Consider the following 17,546-nt stretch of genomic DNA (forward strand, 5'->3'; position numbering starts at 1 on the left):
TTCCCTGATGATGCTAGGTCGTCGCGCGGCCGCGGGAGCGCGCCCGCAGATGCATGCGCTCGCCTTGACTACCGAACAGGCTCAGTATCTCCACCGGCCCGCGCCCGGCACTGCCGAACCAGTGCGGCTGTCTGGTGTCGAATTCGGCGGCTTCGCCGGGGCCGAGGACGACATCGTGTTCGGCGAGGACCAGGCGCAATCGGCCCGACAGTACGTAGAGCCACTCGAAGCCCTCGTGGACCCGGGGATCGGGCTCGGTGCGCTCGGCCGGGATGACCATCTTGAACGCCTGTAGCGGACCCGGCTGCCGGGTGAGCGGAATGATCGTGGTGCCGTTGATCTTCCGCGGACTGGAGTGCACGCGCGGGTCGGCGATCTTCGGTGCGGCGACGAGCTCGTCCAGCGGCACCTGATGGGCGAGCGCGATCGGCAGCAGCAGCTCCAGGCTGGCCTTGCGCTGGCCCGACTCCAGGCGCGACAGGGTGCTCTTGGAGATCCCGGTGGCCTCCGACAGCGCCGTCAGCGTGACGTTGCGGTGCGTGCGCAACGCCTTGAGTCGCGGACCGATGTCGGCGATGGCCTGGGTGATTCCCGGCTGAATCTTCATCCCACCAGTGCACCGCTGATTCCCGGAATCAGCAATATTTGTTGCCGAAATCGCGCGGACAGCGGCATGGTGACCGCGGAGGTGATCGCAGATGAGCGAAACATATGACGTAGTGATCGTTGGTGGCGGTGCGGCGGGGCTGTCCGCTGCCCTGGTGCTCACCAGGGCGCGGCGGCGGGTTGCCGTGGTGCGCGGTGGTACGCCGCGCAATGCACCGGCCGAGCACATGCACGGGTTTCTTTCCAGGGACGGCATGCCCCCCGGTGAGTTGATTGCCAGCGGCTCGGCCGAGGTCGCGGGATACGGCGGTGAGCTGATCGACGATATGGTCACCAGCGCCGAAAAGACCGGCGAGCCAGGTGATTTCACGGTGCGACTGGCGAGCGGGCGGGAACTGCGTGCGCGCAGGGTGCTGGTGGCGACGGGTCTGCGCGACGTGCTGCCCGAACTGCCCGGCATCAGGGAGCGCTGGGGTGCCGACGTGCTGCACTGCCCGTACTGCCACGGCTACGAGGTGCGTGACCAGCCGCTCGGGATCCTGGGCGGAACGGAGCCCGGTGCGAGTGTCAGAGCCCTGCATGTCGCGTTGCTGTTGCCCCAATGGTCGGCCGACGTGATCTTCTTCGCGCACACCATGGCGCTGTCGGAGGCCGACCGGGCCAGGCTCGCCGGTCGTGGCGTGCGTGTCGTGGACGGACAGGTCGCGCGGCTGGTCGTGGCGGACCGGCTGCGGGGTGTGGCACTGGTCGACGGGCGCGCGGTGCCGCGAGCGGCGATGTTCGTCGCGCCGACCGTCGTGCCCAATGCCGATGTGCTGCTCGCGCTCGGCTGTGACGTCGACGGCAACGGCTGGGTGCACACCGACAAGTCGGGCCGGACCAGCGTGCCCGGCGTCTGGGCTGCGGGCAATGTGGCCGACCCGACAGCGCAGGTGATCTCTGCCGCGGGCGCGGGATCGGCCGCCGCTATCGCGATAAACGCCGATCTGGTGGAGCAGGACACCAGCGTTTTGGCAGCCACGCATTGAATGCGCAAAGAAGCTGAGAATTACTTATGGATTCCGGGGCCTGCCCCGGATCGACGGTAAGCTCTCACCTGTAGGCGGAGTGTTCGGTGTCCCTCATCCACCGAAGACTCCGCCTTTTTTCTATGCCTGGTGGGCGGTGTGAGCGCGCCGAACTCGGCCACTAGAATCGTCGAGTGACCAGCGCAGCCTCTGACAACTCGCGTAATCGTGCCGATGCCCTCCCCAAAAGCTGGAACCCCAGCGAGGTGGAGGCCGAAATGTACGAGCGCTGGGTAGCCGCCGGTTATTTCACCGCCGATGTCGCGAACGACAAGCCCGGTTACTCGATCGTGCTGCCGCCGCCGAACGTCACCGGCAGCCTGCACATGGGCCACGCCCTCGACCACACCCTGATGGACACCCTCTCCCGCCGCAAGCGCATGCAGGGCTACGAGGTGCTATGGCTGCCCGGCATGGACCACGCGGGCATCGCCACCCAGACCATCGTGGAAAAACAGCTCGCGGTGGACGGCAAGACCAAAGAAGACTTCGGCCGTGAACTGTTCATCGACAAGGTCTGGGACTGGAAGCGCGAGTCCGGCGGCGCCATCCAGTGGCAGATGCGCGCGCTCGGCGACGGCGTCGACTGGAGTCGCGACCGGTTCACCATGGATGACGGCCTGTCCAGGGCCGTGCAGACCATCTTCAAGCGGCTCTTCGATGCGGGCCTGATCTATCGCGCGGAGCGGCTGGTCAACTGGTCGCCGGAACTGCGCACCGCCATCTCCGATATCGAGGTCAAGCACGAGGAGGTGCCGGGAGAGCTGATCTCGCTGCGCTATGGCTCCCTCGACGACAACGAGCCGCACGTGATCGTGGCGACCACCCGCGTGGAGACAATGCTCGGCGACACCGCCGTCGCGGTGCACCCGGACGACCCCCGGTACCAGTCCTTGATCGGCACCACGCTGTACCACCCGATCACCGGACGTCAGATCCCGATCGTTGCCGACGACTACGTCGACCCCGAATTCGGTTCCGGCGCAGTGAAGATCACCCCCGCGCACGATCCGAACGACTTCGAGATGGGGCTGCGGCACAACCTGCCGATGCCGACCATCATGGATGAGCGCGGCCGGATCGCCAACACCGGCACCGAATTCGACGGCATGGACCGGTTCGAGGCCAGGGTCAAGGTGCGCGAGCGCTTGGCCGCCGAGGGCCGCATCGCCGCCGAGAAGCGGCCCTACCTGCACAGCGTCGGGCACTCCGAGCGCAGTGGCGAGCCGATCGAGCCGCGCCTTTCGATGCAATGGTGGGTCAAGGTCGAGGCGCTGGCCAAGGCCGCCGGTGACGCAGTTCGCAACGGCGACACCGTCATTCACCCGGCCAGCCAGGAGCCGCGTTGGTTCGACTGGGTCGACAACATGCACGACTGGACCATCTCGCGACAGCTGTGGTGGGGCCACCGCATCCCGATCTGGTACGGCCCCGACGGCGAAGTGGTGTGCGTCGGGCCCGACGAGACCGCGCCGGAAGGCTGGGTGCAGGACCCCGACGTGCTCGACACCTGGTTCTCCTCGGGGCTGTGGCCGTTCTCCACCATGGGCTGGCCCGACTCCACCACAGAACTCCAGAAGTTCTATCCGACCAGCGTGCTCGTCACCGGCTACGACATCCTGTTCTTCTGGGTGGCCAGGATGATGATGTTCGGCACGTTCGTTTCCGACGACCCGGTGCTCACGGCGGGTAAGGACGGCGCGAAGCAGGTGCCGTTCAAGGATGTGTTCCTGCACGGTCTGATTCGTGATCAGTTCGGTAAGAAGATGTCCAAGTCGCGCGGCAACGGCATCGACCCGCTGGACTGGATCACGTCCTACGGTGCGGACGCGCTGCGCTTCACCCTGGCGCGCGGCGCACAGCCCGGCGGTGACCTTTCGGTCGGCGAAGCGCACGCGCTGGCCTCGCGCAGCTTCGTGACAAAGCTGTTCAACGCCACCAAGTTCGCGCTGATGAACGGCGCGCACACCGGTGAGCTGCCGGCACGCGACAAGCTCACCGATGCCGATTGCTGGATCGTCGACCGGCTCGAAGAGGTTCGCGCCGAGGTGGATTCAGCGTTCGACGCCTACGAGTTCGGCAAGGCCTGCGAGGCGCTCTACCACTTCGCGTGGGACGAACTGTGCGACTGGTACCTGGAATTGGCGAAGGTGCAGTTCGCCGCGGCGGGCTCGCGCGCCGAGTCGACCGCCGTAGTGCTCGGCAACGTCCTCGACGCGGTGTTGCGACTGCTGCACCCGGTAATCCCATTCGTGACCGAGTCGCTGTGGCAGGCACTGACCGGCGGCGAGTCGGTCGTTATCGCCGCGTGGCCGCAGGCCAGCGGTGTGCCGACCGATGTGGCTGCGGCGCAGCGTATTTCGGACGCGCAGCGGTTGATCACCGAGATCCGCCGGTTCCGCAGCGATCAGGGCCTCGCCGACAAGCAGAAGGTCGCAGCCAAGCTGATCGGCCTCGACGCGGCGGGCCTCACCGAGCAGCAGTCGTCGGTGGCCAACCTGGCCAGGCTCACCGAGCCGGGCGTGGATTTCGCGGCGACCGCATCCCTGGAGATCCGGCTCAGCGCGGCAACCGTCACTGTGGAACTGGACACCTCCGGTGCGGTCGACCTTGATGCCGAACGCCGTCGTCTGGAGAAGGACCTGGCCGCCGCCGAGAAGGAATTGGCAGCCACCACGGCCAAACTCGGCAACGAGGCCTTCCTCGCCAAGGCGCCGGAACCGGTGGTCGACAAGATCAAGGGCAGGCGCGATGTCGCTGCGTCCGAAGTCACCCGCATCAGCGCCCGGCTTGCGGAATTGAGCGGCAAATGAACACCGAGCCGGAACCGCAGTACGACGACGACGGGTCACCGATCCCCGCCACCCGGCTCGGTGCCGGGCCCTCTCCTGTCGACCTGGCCGAAATGGCTCTGGTCGAGGCAGAACTCGATCGCCGCTGGCCGGAAACCAAGATCGAGCCGTCGCTCACCCGCATCGCCACCCTGATGGATCTGCTCGCCTCACCGCAGCAGCACTATCCGGCGATCCACGTCGCGGGCACCAACGGCAAGACCTCGGTGACCAGGATGATCGATGCACTGCTCACCGCGCTGCACCGGCGGACCGGCCGGATCACCAGTCCGCACCTGCAATTGGCGACCGAGCGGATCAGCATCGACAACAAGCCGATCACGCCCGCCCAGTACGTGGCGACCTACCGTGAGCTGCTGCCCTACATCGAGATGATCGACAAGCAGTCCGCCGCCGCGGACGGCCCGGCGATGAGCAAGTTCGAGGTGCTCACCGGCATGGCCTTCGCGGCCTTCGCCGAGGCGCCGGTCGATGTCGCGATCGTCGAGACCGGCTTGGGCGGCACCTGGGATGCGACCAATGTGATCGACGGGCAGGTCGCGGTGATCACCCCGATCGGCCTCGACCACACCGACTACCTCGGCCCCGATCTCACCGCCATCGCAGGGGAGAAGGCCGGGATCATCAAGCGTGCGCCCGACAGCCTGATTCCGCGCGACACCGTGGCGGTGATCGCCGAACAGGAGCCGGAGGCCATGGAGGTGCTGCTGCGGCGCGCCGTCGAGGTCGACGCCGCGGTGGCCCGCGAGGGCTCGGAGTTCCGAGTGCTGGCCAGGCAGATTGCGGTCGGCGGTCAGCAGCTCGAATTGCAAGGTCTCGGCGGGGTATACGACGAGATCTTCCTGCCGCTGCACGGCGAGCATCAAGCGCGCAATGCCGTGCTCGCCCTCGCCGCAGTCGAGGCGTTCTTCGGCGCGGGCGCGGACCGCCAGCTCGACATCGACGCGATCCGAGCCGGTTTCGCGAGCGTCACCAGCCCGGGCAGGCTCGAGCGCATGCGCAGCGCGCCGACCATCTTCATCGACGCTGCGCACAACCCCGCAGGCGCAAAAGCCCTGGCCGCGACGCTCACCACGGAGTTCGACTTCCGCAAACTGGTCGGCGTGGTCGGGGTGTTCAGCGACAAGGACGCCGCGGGCATCTTGGAGGCGTTGGAGCCGGTCCTCGACGAAATCGTCGTCACCAGCAATGGGTCGCCGCGCGCCATGGACGTCGACACCCTCGCCAACTTGGCCGTGCAGCGTTTCGGCGACGAGCGGGTCGTCACCGCTGAAACGCTGCCCGACGCCCTCGAAACGGCTATCGCACTGGCCGAGGAGGTCGGCGAGCCCGGTGAGATGGTCTCCGGCGCCGGTGTCGTGGTGACCGGTTCGGTGGTCACGGCGGGCGCGGCCCGCGCGCTGTTCGGAAAGGATCCGGCGTGAGGGATCGATCCGCCGCAAAGGAGACAGCATGAGTGAGTCGACCGACGGCGACCAGGCCGCTGCGCCCTCTGCCCCCGACCCATGGAAGGGGCTGCGCGGTGTCATGGCGGGCACGCTGATTCTCGAGGCGATCACGGTTCTGCTCGCGTTGCCCGTCGTCGGGTCCGTCGGCGGCGGGGTGGGCTGGTTCTCCGGCAGCTACCTCGTGATCTTGGCGCTGGTCATGATTCTCGGCGCGGGACTCCAGCGCCGCCCGTGGGCGATACCGTTCAACCTCGCCCTCCAGGTGCTGTTGATACTCGGAGTATTCGTGCACGTCTCCATCGGGGTGATGGGGATTCTGTTCGCCGTGGTGTGGGGCTTCATCCTGGTCTTGCGTCACGATGTAAAGCGCCGCATGGAGCAGGGATTACTGCCGAGTCAGCGCACTCGGCGCTCCGCCTAGCCGCCCGTCCGGCCCGCTGCGCAGTTGCCCGTTGAATACTTCGCCCGAGCGCCGGTTAGGCTGTGCGCCGTGACTGAGCAGACGTTGGTACTCATCAAGCCGGACGGCGTGGCCCGTGGCCTGGTCGGCGAGGTGCTGGCCCGGATCGAGCGCAAGGGGCTGAAGATCGCCGCCCTGGAGCTGAAGCAGGTTTCCGAAGAGGTGGCCCGCGGCCACTACGCCGAGCACGCCGAGAAGCCGTTCTTCGGCTCCTTGATCGAGTTCATCACCTCCGGCCCGGTCGTCGCGGCCATCCTGGAGGGCCCACGCGCCATCGCGGCATTCCGGCAGATCGCCGGCGGCACCGATCCGGTCGAGAAGGCCGTGCCGGGCAGCATTCGCGGTGACCTTGCCCTGGAGACCCAGGAGAACCTGGTCCACGGCTCCGATTCGCCGGAATCGGCCAAGCGCGAGATTACCCTCTGGTTCCCCGAGTTCCCGGCCTGACCCAATTCCTCCACGCGTCACGTCCGCAGTGCGCGCACCATGAGCACAGCGCCCTCGGCCTGCGACGAAACCGCGCGAATGCGGGGTCGAGTCGTGCGGGAGCGTAGCGAGCGCACCGGTGGGCACAGCGCCCTCGGCGTACGACGAAACCACGCGAATGCGGGGTCTAGTCGTGCGCCGATGGCGAACTGTTGGCGCACGGTGTGGGATACTGGCATCGGGTGCAACCGATATCGACTGTTCGCGCTGGTACGTGAGCGATCGGTGACGGAAGCAGCCGGATGACACCGCGGTTCGATGCCGATCATCGCTGCCACGGACAAACAGCCCGGTTGTTGGGGGTTGATTGTTCGCGTCGGCACGCTGGATGAGCGCTCGCTTCGTGGAGTTCAGCCAACAGCCAGGCGCCGCGTGACCAGTTAGCCCGACGAACAACCAGGTGATAACCGGGCATGCGGGGCGAGACCAGATGACCTTGCGTCAACCACGTGAGGCGAACGATTAGTGCCCCCGCGTCGGCCGCGTCACTTCTGCCAGGAGGGACGCGCCCGGGGGTCCCGAGGAGACTTCGTGGCCGATCAAGAGCCGCTGGAAACAACATCACAGGATGCCGAACAATTGCCGGAGCGAATCCGAGTTCACGCGCTTGCCAAGCTGCTGGGAGTGACGAGTAAGCGCATCCTGGCCAAGCTCACCGAGTTGGGGTCCGATGCGCGCAGTGCGCAGTCGAACGTCGACAGAGCGGTTGCGGAGACTGTCCGCGACGCGTTGGTCGAGCCCGACGCCACCGTCACCGTGCCCGAGGCAGCGCGTCCCGCGCCGGAGCCCGAGCCTGCTGCCCCGGCCCGAGAGCCAGGGCTGCTGTTCTCGGCACCGGACCCGGTGATCGATCAGTCCGGTTCGGCGGCTACCGGTGCGGTCCAGCCCGCCCACCAGCCGTCGGTGCAGCTGTTCACACACCTGGACCGGGAGGAGCCGCAAGTCGCGGCGCCCGTGGTGTTCGAGGCCGCCGTCACGGTGCAGGCGCCGTTGTTCCTGCCACCGGACGCTGCCGCCGCCGAACAGACGCGGCGTAAGCGTCGCGTCGAGCGCGATACTCGTCGCACCGAAGAGCCGCCGGCCGAGGTGGTCGAGGACGAGGTCGAGGTCGACACCACCGAAGACGATCAGGACTCATCCGACCAGCAGGGTGATGTCGACGGCCAGCCGCGTCGCAGGCGTCGTGGTCGTCGTGGTCGTGGTCGTGGTCGGGGCGAGCAGCACAGCGATGCCGAAGGTGACGAGAACGACACCGCGGACTCCGATGCCGACACCGAGGACGAGCAGCCCGCCGAATCGCGTGACGCCGTCGCCGAGCCTGCCGATGCCGACGAGACCGCCGAGTCCGATGACGACGAGGCCGACCTGCCGGAGGGCTCGACCCGCCGTCGCCGTCGCCGCCGGCGCCGCAAGGTGGCCGGGGAGGGCGCCGAGTCCGAAGCCGTCTCCGAGGACGACCCGCCGAACACCGTCGTGCACGAACGTGAACCGCGGAACAAGAGCCGCAACCGCGCCGCCGCATCCGACGAGGTGCAGGGCATCACCGGTTCCACCCGGCTCGAGGCCAAGCGGCAGCGCAGGCGGGACGGCCGCGAGGCCGGTCGCCGTCGGCCGCCGATCCTGACCGAATCGGAGTTCCTGGCCCGCCGCGAGGCGGTGGACCGGGTAATGGTGGTGCGCGAGAAGGCGTTCCCCGATCTCCCCACCGCCACCCAGGTCGCAGTGCTCGAGGACAACATCCTGGTCGAGCATTTCGTCACCAGCACCGGTTCCGCGTCGATGGTCGGCAACGTCTACCTCGGCAAGGTGCAGAACGTCCTGCCCAGCATGGAGGCGGCGTTCGTCGATATCGGCCGTGGCCGCAACGGTGTGCTGTACGCCGGTGAGGTGAACTGGGAGGCCGCCGGACTGGGCGGCAAGGAGCGCAAGATCGAGCAGGCGCTCAAGCCAGGCGATCAGGTGCTCGTCCAGGTGAGCAAGGACCCGGTCGGGCATAAGGGTGCCCGGCTGACCACGCAGATCAGCCTGGCCGGCCGCTTCCTGGTGTACGTACCGGGCGGTTCGTCCACCGGCATCAGCCGCAAGCTGCCCGACACCGAGCGCAAACGCCTCAAGGAGATCCTGCGCGACATCGTGCCCGCCGACGCCGGCGTGATCATCCGCACTGCGTCGGAGGGCGTCGACGAGGACGAGCTCGCCCGCGACGTCGAGCGGCTACAGGCGACCTGGCGCACCATCGAGAAGGCTGCCGACGGTAAGGACTCCGGCGGGCCGAGGACCCTGTACGAAGAGCCCGACCTGTTGGTCAAGGTCATCCGCGATCTGTTCAACGAGGACTTCTCCAAGCTCGTCATCGAAGGTGACCGGGCATGGAGCACCGTCGAGAAGTACATCGGCACCGTCGCACCGGACCTGCTCGCCAGGGTCGCCCGGCACGAGAACAACGGTATCGACGTGTTCGAGACCCACCGGATCGACGAGCAGCTCGCCAAGGCGCTCGATCGCAAGGTGTGGCTGCCCTCGGGCGGCACCCTGGTGATCGACCGCACCGAAGCGATGACAGTGGTCGACGTCAACACCGGCAAGTTCACCGGCGCGGGCGGCAGCAACCTCGAAGAGACGGTCACCCGCAACAATCTGGAGGCGGCCGAGGAGATCGTGCGCCAGATGCGGCTGCGCGATATCGGCGGCATGATTGTCGTCGACTTCATCGACATGGTCCTCGAGTCCAACCGCGACCTGGTGCTGCGTCGACTGACCGAGGCGCTCGGCCGCGACCGGACTCGCCACCAGGTCTCCGAAGTGACTTCGCTCGGCCTGGTGCAGATGACCCGCAAGAAGCTGGGCACCGGACTGGTGGAGGCCTTCTCCACCACCTGTGAGCACTGCCATGGCCGCGGCATCCTGGTGCACGCCTACCCGGTGGAGTCGTCGTCCGCCGGCGAGGACGGCGGAGCGAAGAGTCGGGAGACCGGTTCGCGTCGACGCAGGGGCCGGGACAAGGGTGCGGCCGCCGCACCCGCTGCGACCAACGGCACTGCGCCGGTGACCGAGGCCGTCGAGGAGGATGCCGCCGTCAAGCGGGCGCATCCGGTCGCGTTGGCAATGGCAGCGCATCACGGTGACGCGACCGAGGCCGACGCCCAAGCGGTCGACGTGGTCGAGGCAGAAGCTGTTGACATCGATGCTGTGGTGACCGAGGCCCTAGCCGAGGAGCCGACCGAAACAGCTGCGGCAGTGATCGAGGAGGCCGTGGCGACCGAGGTCGAGGCGGTCGAGGTGGCCGCCGAGCCTGTTGCAGCCGTGGTGGAGCCGGAAGCCCCAGCCTCAGCCCCTGCTGCACCGGAGCCGGTCGCCGTGCGGGAGCCTGCTGCCCGAAACGGTGTTCCCGAGCCTGCCGCACCGCAGACGGCCGGTCGCAGGCGCAGGGTGGCCCGTTCGGCCGCGGCGCCCGCAGCCGACAGCAGTGGTGCGGTGTTCGTGCTGTCGGCGGATCAGCCACCCGCAGCGCCGGTCGTGGACTTTACGGCCGAGGCTCCGGTAGCGGTGCCCGTGCGCAAGACGCGCCGCCGGGCCGCGGGACGTCCCGCGGGGCCGCCCGTGGACGAGGCGAACTGACCGGTCCGAGCTGATCGGATCGTGCCCAACGACCGAGACCCCCGTCACGATGGTGGCGGGGGTCTCGTATTTCGGGCGTGCCGGACTACCGCGCATGGCCGGAGCGAAGGTGGAGGTACGCCTGTTCGGGAGACGCCGGTTTGGACCCGGTGGTAGGCGTCCTGTAATCTCGAACAGTCGCTGCCCGGCGACAGCGCTCTACTGCGCTGTGTTTGTGACTCGGCCCCGAGGCCGAGGGCCTTCAGGTTTACTGAGGCGGCGGTGACTACCAGACCAGAGTGCTGTGGTTTCCAAGCGGAATCGTCCGGGCGGGAGCATGCAGCCGCGTGAGCATCAGCCGCGCGCATTACAGGAAGAAGGGCAGCCGACCGATGGCAACGTACGCGATCGTCAAGACCGGCGGAAAGCAGTACAAGGTCGCGGTCGGTGACCTGGTGAAGGTCGAGAAGATCGAGGGTGCGCCGGGTACTTCCGTGGCGCTTGCTCCGGTTCTTGTCGTCGATGGCGCCGAGCTGACCACCGATGCGGCCAAGCTGGCCAAGGTCTCCGTGGCCGCCGAGGTCGTCGAGCAGACCAAGGGCCCGAAGATCCGCATCCACAAGTTCAAGAACAAGACCGGCTACCACAAGCGGCAGGGCCACCGTCAGCCGCTGACGGTCATCAAGGTCACCGGCATCAAGTAAGCCTCCTCGATTTCGAGTTACTTCACAGGAGTTCAGAAATGGCACATAAGAAGGGTGCGTCCAGCTCCCGCAACGGTCGCGATTCGAACGCCCAGCGACTCGGCGTCAAGCGCTTCGGCGGCCAGGCCGTCAAGGCCGGCGAGATCCTGGTTCGTCAGCGCGGTACCCACTTCCACCCCGGCGTCAACGTCGGTCGTGGCGGTGACGACACCCTGTTCGCCCTCGCGGCGGGCGCGGTCGAGTTCGGCAGCAAGCGTGGCCGCAAGACCGTCAACATCGTCGTCCCGGAGCCGGTTCAGGCCTGACCGCCTGATAGGCGTCCGTCCACCGACTGCGCCGACCGAGCGCAGGCGAGGCAGCCGCCTGCTACTCCAGACAACAGCCGAGCGGGTCAGGGTGACACACCCTGGCCCGTTTTCGCGTTTTCGAACGATCGCGTCGGCGCCGACAACCACAACCACCGAGGAGGATGATTCGGCTTATGTCCAAATTCATCGACCGTGTCGTATTGCACGTGCATGCGGGCAAGGGTGGTCACGGTTGTGCCTCCGTGCGCCGCGAAAAGTTCATGCCGCTCGGCGGACCCGACGGCGGTAACGGCGGTCGCGGTGGGGATGTGGTCCTCGAGGTCGACCCAAATGTGCACACCCTGCTGGACTTCCATTTCCATCCGCACGCCAAGGCGGGCAACGGCAAGCCGGGCGAGGGCAGCAACCGTGACGGTAAGCAAGGCAGTGATCTGCTGCTGAAGGTGCCTGACGGCACCGTGGTGCTCGACAACGACGGCAAGGTTCTCATCGACCTGGTCGGCGCGGGTAACAAGTTCATCGTGGCCCGCGGTGGCCGTGGCGGCCTCGGCAATGCGGCACTCGCGTCCAAGGCACGCAAGGCTCCCGGCTTCGCTCTGCTCGGCGAGGACGGTGAAGAAGGCGACCTCGTTCTCGAACTCAAGTCGCTCGCCGACGTCGGTCTGGTCGGGTTCCCGTCGGCGGGCAAGTCCTCGCTGGTGTCGGTGCTGTCGGCGGCCAAGCCGAAGATCGCGGACTACCCCTTCACCACGCTGGTGCCCAACCTCGGCGTGGTCGCCAGTGGCGACACCACGTTCGTCATCGCCGACGTGCCGGGACTGATTCCGGGAGCCAGCGAGGGCCGCGGGCTCGGGCTGGAATTCCTGCGCCATCTGGAGCGGTGCGCGGTGCTCGCGCATGTCGTCGACTGCGCCACGTTGGAGCCAGGTCGCGATCCGGTGTCCGACGTGGACGCGCTGGAGGCGGAGCTGGCGGCCTATAAGTCCATGCTCAACGCCGACACCGGCCTCGGCGACCTTGCCGATCGGCCCCGTGTGGTCATCCTGAACAAGATCGACGTGCCCGATGCCGCCGAGCTGGCGGAGATGGTGACGGCGGAGTTCACCGCGCGCGGCTGGCCTGTGTTCGAGATCTCCGCGGTGAGCCGAGCAGGCCTGCGGCCCTTGACCTTTGCCCTCGCGGACCTGGTGCTGAAGTACCGTGAGGCGCATCCGAAGGCAGCGCCCGCACGCCCGGTGATCAGGCCGATCGCGGCGAACGAGACAGGTTTCAGTGTGATCGCCGATCCCGACGAGCCGGGCGGTTTCATCGTGCGTGGCAGCCAGCCCGAGCGCTGGGTGCGCCAGACCCAGTTCGACAACGACGAAGCGGTGGGCTACCTCGCCGACCGGCTCGCCCGCCTCGGTGTCGAAGATGCCCTGGTGAAACAGGGCGCCGAGCCCGGAGCGCCGGTCACCATCGGCGATGTGACCTTCGAATGGGAGCCGCAGATCTCGGCGGGCATCGATATGGTGCCGACCGGCCGCGGCACCGACCTGCGGCTGGAACAGAACGACCGGATCGGCGCCGCCGAACGCAAGCACGCGTCCCGAGTGCGCCGTGGTCTGGTGAAAGAGGACGAGGACCAGTGATGTTGCCCGGGGGCGCGGGAACTGCCACCTTGTCGGTGCGGCGCACGCCGGAATTCGACGGTGTGTGTGGGGGTTCCGGTGCTTCCGGTGTGGATGCGGTGCGGTCGCGCGCTGTTGTGGCGTGGCGGGGTATGACGGGATTACCCGGTACGTGTCGGGGTTCCAGTGCAGGCGTCGTGCGTTTGCGAGCCGTCTGGTCGTCAGGGCGGAAGCTGGAGTCTTGCGGTGCCGTCGGTGTCGTTCGAGCCCCGGTGTGCGGCGGGGCAACGGTGTGTTCTGGTGTGGTGCAGGGAGTTCGGTTGCTATGCAGGTGAGTTCTGGTATGGCCGAGGCGATGTCGCAGGATGGGCTGAGCGAGGCTCGGCAGGCGATCGCTTCGGCGCGAAGTGTGGTGGTGAAGATCGGTTCGTCCGCGCTCACCAGCCTGAAGGGCGGGCTGGATACCGCGCGTCTCGATCGGCTTGCCGATGCGGTGGAGGCGCGCATGCGCGCGGGATCCGAAGTGGTCGTAGTGTCTTCGGGCGCGATCGGCGCGGGGATCGCGCCGCTCGGGCTGACCCGCCGCCCGCGTGATCTGGCCACCAAGCAGGCTGCCGCCAGTGTCGGCCAGCTGGCGCTCGCACATGCGTGGGGCACCTCCTTCACCAGGTACGGACGCACCGTCGGGCAGGTGCTGCTCAGCGCCGACGACTTCTCCCGCCGCGAGCACCACCGCAACGCCCAACGCACCCTGGACCGGTTGCGCTCGCTCGGTGCGGTCGCCGTGGTGAACGAAAACGATACTGTCGCAACGGAAGAGATCCGCTTCGGCGACAACGACCGGCTCGCAGCGCTGGTGGCCCACCTGGTCGGCGCCGACGCGCTGATCCTGCTCTCCGACGTCGAAGGCCTCTATGACGGCGACCCGCGCAAGGGTGCGGCGAACTTCATTCCAGAGGTCCGCAGCAGCGCCGATCTCGACGGCGTCATCGCAGGCAGTGGTGGCGCACTGGGCACCGGCGGGATGGCCTCGAAGTTGTCCGCGGCCCGCCTTGCCGCCGACGCGGGCGTGCCCGTACTGCTCGCGGCCGCCACCGAAGCCGCCACCGCACTGACCACTGGCACCGTCGGCACGGCCTTCGCCGCCCGCCCGGTCCGCCTGTCCGCCCGCAAGTTCTGGGTCCGCCACGCCGCCGACAGCCGCGGCGCCGTCCTCATCGACGAAGGCGCGGTCCAAGCCGTGGCCCACCGCCGCCGCTCCCTGCTGGCCGCAGGCATCACCGGCGTCCGCGGCCGCTTCCACGGCGGCGACGTAGTCGACCTCGTAGCCCCCGACAACCACGTAATAGCCCGCGGCGTAATCGAATACGACAGCTCCGAACTCGCCGGCATGCTGGGCCGCTCCACCGCCGAACTCCCGGACACCATGCAGCGCCCGGTAATCCACGCCGACGACCTCGTCAACGTCTGACCCGCACTCCGCAAGATCCGCACCTTGCCTCGTGATCCGCTGGGCACCCCGTTAAGTGGGTGCCCCGTGACGCGGGCTATGGGTCGGGCGGAGTCGAAGGGCGGTTGCCGAGGAGATTGCGACCGCGACTCCGTTCGGCACCTGCTTTGCGGTTGCTGTGGGTTGAAGTGTGGGTGTGCCCGACACCTGATCGAACGCGTCGTCGGGATGGAGGTTCGAGTGCATCGGCCCTCCGCGGTTCGGCTAGGTACGCGTGCGTGGGGGAGTGCTGTCGGTGGCCTACTTGTGGGGTGTGGGGATGACGCCGGGCTGGTTGGTGGTCGAAGGTGACTGGTCTTGGTCTTCTGTGATGGGGCCGGTGACGCCGGGCTGGCCGCCGGGGTCGACAAGTGGGGGAGTGGGTTCTCCCGGCTGGGGGGCCGGTGGTTCCGGTTGCGGGGCGGCGGGGGGTGGCTCCGGTGGTGGTGCTTGTTGTGTCGGCGGGGCGGGTATGGGTGTAGGAGCTGGTGGTTCCTGCTGTGAGGCTGGTGGTGGTGCTTGTTGTGTCGGCGGGGCGGGTTGCGGAGTTGGTTCGACTGTGGGGACCGGTGGTTCGGGCTGTGGGGCTGGTGGTGGTTCCGGTGGTGCTTGTTGTGTCGGCGGGGCGGGTTGCGGAGTTGGTTCGACTGTGGGGAGCGGTGGTTCGGGCTGTGGGGCTGGTGGTGGTTCCGGTGCTTGCTGCGTCGGTGGAATGGGCTCCGGTGCGGGAGAGGGTGATTCCGGCTGTGGAGCCGGTGCTGGTACGGGCGGCGGGGTTTGCTGGGTCGGCGGAGGGGTCGGTTCCGGCGTGGGGCTGGGGGTTTGCTGCGGGTCGGGCGCAGGTGCGGGCGTCGACGGTGCTGGAGCAGCCGGCGTCGGTGTCGGGGTGGACGGTGGTGTCGGAACGGGCTGGGGGCCTTGCTGTTCCGGTGTCGACGGCGCGGCCGTCGGCGCAGTGGTGCCGGGTGGCGTCGGGGCGGGGGTGGATGGAACCGGGGTGGTTGGCTGCTGATCCTGTTGCTGCAGTGGGGGTTCGGAGTATTCCGGCGTGATCTGTCGTGGGCTGCTCGGCCGCGGTGCTATCTCGCCGGGCAGCTGTGGGGGTTCGGGAAGGGCGGGAACGCCGGTGCCTGCCATGTTGTAGGCCGGTTTGTACACCATGTTCATCGCGAGGACGGCTTCCTGGCGCAGTGCTTCCGCCGCCATCTGTGCGTCGATGATGCCGCCGGCCTCGAGCAGTTTCGCGATCGCGCCGACCGGGCCCGAGCTATCGGGGGGAACCACGGCAATCTTTACTGCCTCGGCGGCCGCGGCGACCCCACCCAGCCGCGCGCCCACCTGGCCCATGATGGCGGCGAGCTCGTCGACCGACTCGGCGTAGCTGCGGGCACTTGCGTATGCCGCGTCGGCCGTGGCGCCCTCCCACTCCATGGAGTTCATCACTCGATCCGAGCTCGCGCGGGTCAGCGGGAACGAAGTAGCAAGTGTGCCTGCCACTTCCAGCCAGGTGACCGAGGCGCTCAGGATCTGCGCGGCGTCGATTTGCTGAGTCTTGGCGTAGATCTCCTCGTGCCGCATCGACTCGAAATGCTCCATCGAGCTGATGTAGTCGGGGTCGTTCCCGTTCACCGCGGCACCCTCGTTTCGATGGCCCGCAACGCGGCGGCATTCGCGGCGTCGGCCTCCTCGAGCAGTCCGCCGCTGATCAGGAACGCCTCCTTCATCCGGTAGGCGGCCTCGATGTAGTGGTCGAGTAGTGCGGCGGCGTCGCGGGCCTTGTGGCTGAAACCGGCCTGGAGCTGCTGAGCGGAGACGAACCCGCCGAAGCCCTGTGCTTCGGACGCGGCTTCGAGGCGTTGTTGCAGATAGATCAGTCGATCGGCCTGATCGTCGTACATCTCGGCACAGCGCCGTGCCGCGGCCGGATCGAACTTGACTGTTCCTGCCTTCGCCTGCTGCTTGAACCGGGCGATTTCGGCTCGGCTGGTCTCGATCGTCATGCGCACCCCTGAGATCGGTCGGTCCGACCCAGACTAACCGGAAGCCAAGTCCCCGGTCAGTAATAGTTACCCGTCGGCGCTAGTCATCCGGCCTGCGCTGGAACGCGTTTCTGCAGCTGAGCGGCGAGTTGGTCGGCCGAAGCGGGCACAACATGCACGGTCGAACCCGCCCTGATCAGGTAGCGCCCGTCGCCTTCGACATCGATCCAGGTGTAGTGGATCGGGGGCGCCGGTTCCGCCCGATCCAGCCGTGCCTCGATCCGGATGTGTCCCTCCGCGGTGTGCGGCTTCAGCAACAGCCTGCGGATCGGCGGCGCGGCCGGTCGGCGCGCGACTAACTCTTCGTCGCGGATGGTGTCGGCAGGTGCGGCTCTGGCCGGTTCCCGCCCCGGCGGGGTCTTCGGCAGCAGCGCCGCGATCCTGGCGCCGAGTTTGGCGCTGTGCCCGATCGAGATGCGCACTCGGCCACCGAAATCCGGGCTGGTGCCCGGCTCCTGCAGAGCGAGCACGGCATGGTCGAAGATCGCACCCGCCAACAATCGGATCTCGGTGCCGGGGCGGTGCGCCCCGCCGATCGCCACTATCCGCGTGTGCGGTTGGGCCAGGATCCGCAGACACGCGGTCAGGTCCGGATCGCTGCCGGCCGGCAGCCGCTCGTCCAGCTGCGCGCGCAACGCATCGGCGTCACGCTCCGTGCGCGGTGTCTCGAGGATCCGGATGGGGTAGGGATGGCGATCTACCTTGGTTTCCTGCCAGACATAAGCGAACTCATCCGGGGTGAATGTCCAACCCACGCCGACTCACATCCTCACCGAACCCACCGAATCAGCCTGAAGCTTAGCGGCGGGTCGAGGGTTGCGACCAACTCTTCGCCAAGCGAGCCCGCAGGATTGCGGGCTAACGTCGAGGTGAATTCTCG

At 67.7% G+C, this 17,546-nt stretch carries 14 protein-coding genes; 10 read left to right on the forward strand and 4 right to left on the reverse strand.

Features of this window, described 5'->3' with window-relative positions; all coding sequences use genetic code 11:
• Positions 1–13 precede the first annotated feature (13 nt).
• A complete protein-coding gene (locus ACLMAL_RS14680; RefSeq protein ID WP_406237070.1) occupies positions 14–607 on the reverse strand; it encodes a helix-turn-helix domain-containing protein in 594 nt (197 codons plus the stop codon).
• A 91-nt stretch (positions 608–698) separates the two neighbouring features.
• Here ACLMAL_RS14680 and ACLMAL_RS14685 point away from each other — a divergent pair, with 91 nt between their 5' ends.
• The 10 genes from ACLMAL_RS14685 to proB all read left to right on the forward strand — a co-directional run bounded on the left by ACLMAL_RS14685 (position 699) and on the right by proB (position 14,609).
• Entirely contained in the window at positions 699–1,634 is a 936-nt protein-coding gene (locus tag ACLMAL_RS14685; protein ID WP_411999569.1) for an NAD(P)/FAD-dependent oxidoreductase, read from the forward strand.
• Between the two features lie 173 nt (positions 1,635–1,807).
• Positions 1,808–4,486, forward strand: coding sequence for a valine--tRNA ligase (locus ACLMAL_RS14690; protein WP_411999570.1), 2,679 nt, complete (start codon positions 1,808–1,810; stop codon positions 4,484–4,486).
• Positions 4,483–5,949, forward strand: a complete 1,467-nt coding sequence (gene folC / locus ACLMAL_RS14695) for a bifunctional tetrahydrofolate synthase/dihydrofolate synthase (RefSeq protein ID WP_411999571.1) — start codon at positions 4,483–4,485, stop codon at positions 5,947–5,949. The genes ACLMAL_RS14690 and folC overlap by 4 nt, the downstream gene beginning before the upstream one ends.
• Positions 5,950–5,977: 28 nt before the next feature.
• Positions 5,978–6,394 (forward strand): DUF4233 domain-containing protein, encoded by a 417-nt coding sequence (locus ACLMAL_RS14700; RefSeq protein WP_328410462.1) that lies wholly within the window; start codon positions 5,978–5,980, stop codon positions 6,392–6,394.
• A gap of 69 nt (positions 6,395–6,463) precedes the next feature.
• Positions 6,464–6,880, forward strand: a complete 417-nt coding sequence (gene ndk, locus ACLMAL_RS14705) for a nucleoside-diphosphate kinase (protein WP_411999572.1) — start codon at positions 6,464–6,466, stop codon at positions 6,878–6,880.
• Between the two features lie 570 nt (positions 6,881–7,450).
• On the forward strand, positions 7,451–10,537 hold the full coding sequence (locus tag ACLMAL_RS14710) for a translation initiation factor IF-2 N-terminal domain-containing protein (protein ID WP_411999573.1): 3,087 nt from the start codon (positions 7,451–7,453) through the stop codon (positions 10,535–10,537).
• 371 nt (positions 10,538–10,908) lie between these two features.
• Positions 10,909–11,220 (forward strand): 50S ribosomal protein L21, encoded by a 312-nt coding sequence (gene rplU, locus ACLMAL_RS14715; RefSeq protein WP_228002256.1) that lies wholly within the window; start codon positions 10,909–10,911, stop codon positions 11,218–11,220.
• 38 nt (positions 11,221–11,258) lie between these two features.
• On the forward strand, positions 11,259–11,525 hold the full coding sequence (gene rpmA, locus ACLMAL_RS14720; RefSeq protein ID WP_328410470.1) for a 50S ribosomal protein L27: 267 nt from the start codon (positions 11,259–11,261) through the stop codon (positions 11,523–11,525).
• A gap of 176 nt (positions 11,526–11,701) precedes the next feature.
• On the forward strand, positions 11,702–13,159 hold the full coding sequence (gene obgE / locus ACLMAL_RS14725; protein ID WP_328410471.1) for a GTPase ObgE: 1,458 nt from the start codon (positions 11,702–11,704) through the stop codon (positions 13,157–13,159).
• Positions 13,160–13,493: 334 nt separating this feature from the next.
• The gene (proB, locus tag ACLMAL_RS14730) at positions 13,494–14,609 is read left to right on the forward strand and encodes a glutamate 5-kinase (protein WP_411999711.1); all 1,116 of its coding nucleotides are present in this window, start codon (positions 13,494–13,496) and stop codon (positions 14,607–14,609) included.
• A gap of 279 nt (positions 14,610–14,888) precedes the next feature.
• Here the strand turns inward: proB and ACLMAL_RS14735 are convergent, their stop codons facing one another.
• The 3 genes from ACLMAL_RS14735 to ACLMAL_RS14745 form a co-directional block, all read right to left on the reverse strand.
• Positions 14,889–16,256 carry a hypothetical protein gene (locus ACLMAL_RS14735; RefSeq protein WP_411999574.1) on the reverse strand — a complete coding sequence of 456 codons (1,368 nt, stop codon included), beginning with the start codon at positions 16,254–16,256 and terminating at the stop codon, positions 14,889–14,891.
• Positions 16,253–16,627, reverse strand: coding sequence for a hypothetical protein (locus tag ACLMAL_RS14740; protein ID WP_411999575.1), 375 nt, complete (start codon positions 16,625–16,627; stop codon positions 16,253–16,255). The genes ACLMAL_RS14735 and ACLMAL_RS14740 overlap by 4 nt, the downstream gene beginning before the upstream one ends.
• Before the next feature lie 83 nt (positions 16,628–16,710).
• Positions 16,711–17,421, reverse strand: a complete 711-nt coding sequence (locus ACLMAL_RS14745; protein WP_411999576.1) for an ESX secretion-associated protein EspG — start codon at positions 17,419–17,421, stop codon at positions 16,711–16,713.
• Positions 17,422–17,546 lie beyond the last annotated feature (125 nt).

Origin of the sequence: Nocardia sp. CWNU-33, from assembly GCF_046764895.1 — a bacterium.
GTDB lineage: Bacteria > Actinomycetota > Actinomycetes > Mycobacteriales > Mycobacteriaceae > Nocardia.

What these genes read in the sequence shown, in the direction of transcription:
- rplU (WP_228002256.1), top strand. Translation starts at nt 10,909, where the DNA reads ATGGCAACGTACGCGATCGTCAAGACCGGCGGAAAGCAGTACAAGGTC.
- ACLMAL_RS14680 (WP_406237070.1), bottom strand. Translation starts at nt 607, where the DNA reads ATGAAGATTCAGCCGGGAATCACCCAGGCCATCGCCGACATCGGTCCG.
- ACLMAL_RS14740 (WP_411999575.1), bottom strand. Translation starts at nt 16,627, where the DNA reads ATGACGATCGAGACCAGCCGAGCCGAAATCGCCCGGTTCAAGCAGCAG.
- ACLMAL_RS14685 (WP_411999569.1), top strand. Translation starts at nt 699, where the DNA reads ATGAGCGAAACATATGACGTAGTGATCGTTGGTGGCGGTGCGGCGGGG.
- rpmA (WP_328410470.1), top strand. Translation starts at nt 11,259, where the DNA reads ATGGCACATAAGAAGGGTGCGTCCAGCTCCCGCAACGGTCGCGATTCG.
- folC (WP_411999571.1), top strand. Translation starts at nt 4,483, where the DNA reads ATGAACACCGAGCCGGAACCGCAGTACGACGACGACGGGTCACCGATC.
- proB (WP_411999711.1), top strand. Translation starts at nt 13,494, where the DNA reads ATGTCGCAGGATGGGCTGAGCGAGGCTCGGCAGGCGATCGCTTCGGCG.
- obgE (WP_328410471.1), top strand. Translation starts at nt 11,702, where the DNA reads ATGTCCAAATTCATCGACCGTGTCGTATTGCACGTGCATGCGGGCAAG.
- ACLMAL_RS14700 (WP_328410462.1), top strand. Translation starts at nt 5,978, where the DNA reads ATGAGTGAGTCGACCGACGGCGACCAGGCCGCTGCGCCCTCTGCCCCC.